Annotated in this window: 1 protein-coding gene; it reads left to right on the forward strand. The window is 72.3% G+C overall.

The features are described 5' to 3' along the window. Nucleotides 1-1,278: acyltransferase domain-containing protein (locus ABD369_RS40605; RefSeq protein WP_344641662.1), on the forward strand; the 1,278-nt coding region annotated here is incomplete at both ends.

Raw genomic sequence — 1,278 nt, forward strand, 5'->3', positions numbered from 1 at the left:
TGGAGGAGCTGATCGCCTCGTGCGAGGCGGATGGTGTCCGGGCGCGCCGGGTGCCGGTGGACTACGCCTCGCACTCGGCTCAGGTGGAGTCGATCCGTACCGAGCTGCTGGACGTGCTGCGTGAGGTGACCCCGCGGGCGGGTCGGGTGCCGCTGCTGTCCACGGTGACCGGCGAGCTGGTGGACGGCTCGGGCATGGACGCCGAGTACTGGTACACCAACCTCCGTGCCACCGTGGAGTTCGCCGACGCGACCCGCGCGCTGCTGGAAGAGCACGGTGTCGGAACCTTCATCGAGGTGAGCGCGCATCCGGTGCTCGCGATGGCGGTTCAGGAGAGCGTCGAGGAGAGCGGCCGTGAGGCCGCCGCGTTCGGCACTCTTCGTCGCCAGGAGGGTGGCCTGGAGCGGCTGCTCGCCTCGCTGGCCGAGGCCCATGTGCGGGGTGTCCGGGTGGACTGGCAGTCCTTCCTCGGCGGCCGTGGTGCGCGCCGGGTGGATCTGCCGACCTACGCCTTCCAGCGTGAGTGGTACTGGCTGGAGGCCGTGGCGGCGGTGACCGGTGCCTCGCCGGTCGACGAGGCGGACGCCCGCTTCTGGGAGGCCGTGGAGAAGGGCGACCTGGACGCTCTGGCCGCGACCCTGGAGGTCGAGGGCGGCAGCGAGCTGGGCGCCGTGCTCCCGATGCTGTCGGCCTGGCGCCGGCAGAGCCGCGAGCAGTCCACGGTGGACGGCTGGCGCTACCGGATCAGCTGGAAGCCGGTCACGGACGGCGGTGCGGGTGTGCTGTCGGGCACCTGGCTGGTGGCGGTCCCGGCGGGATTTGTCGAGGACGCGGCCGTGGAAGGCGCGGTCCGGATGCTGTCCGGCCGTGGCGTGGACGTGCGTCGGATCGAGCTGGACGCCGCCGGTACCGACCGGGTCGCGGTGGCCGAGCTGCTGCGCAAGACGATTACCGACGGTGACTCCGTCGCGGGTGTGCTGTCCCTGCTGGCGCTGAACGAGGCGCCTCACTCCGGGAGTTCGGGTGTGCCGTCCGGGATCGCCGGGACGCTGGCGCTGGTGCAGGCACTGGGTGATGCGGGTGTCGCGGCTCCGCTGTGGTGTGTGACGCGGGGTGCGGTGTCGACCGGTCGTTCGGAGCGGCCGGCCAGTGCGACTCAGGCTCAGGTCTGGGGTCTGGGCCGGGTGGTGGCGCTGGAGCACCCGGAGCGTTGGGGTGGTCTGGTCGACCTGCCGGAGGTGCTGGACGAGCGTGCGCTGTCGCGGCTGGCCGGTGTGC

The sequence above is a fragment of the Kitasatospora cystarginea genome (assembly GCF_039533515.1).
In the GTDB taxonomy this organism is placed as follows: Bacteria; Actinomycetota; Actinomycetes; order Streptomycetales; family Streptomycetaceae; genus Kitasatospora; species Kitasatospora cystarginea.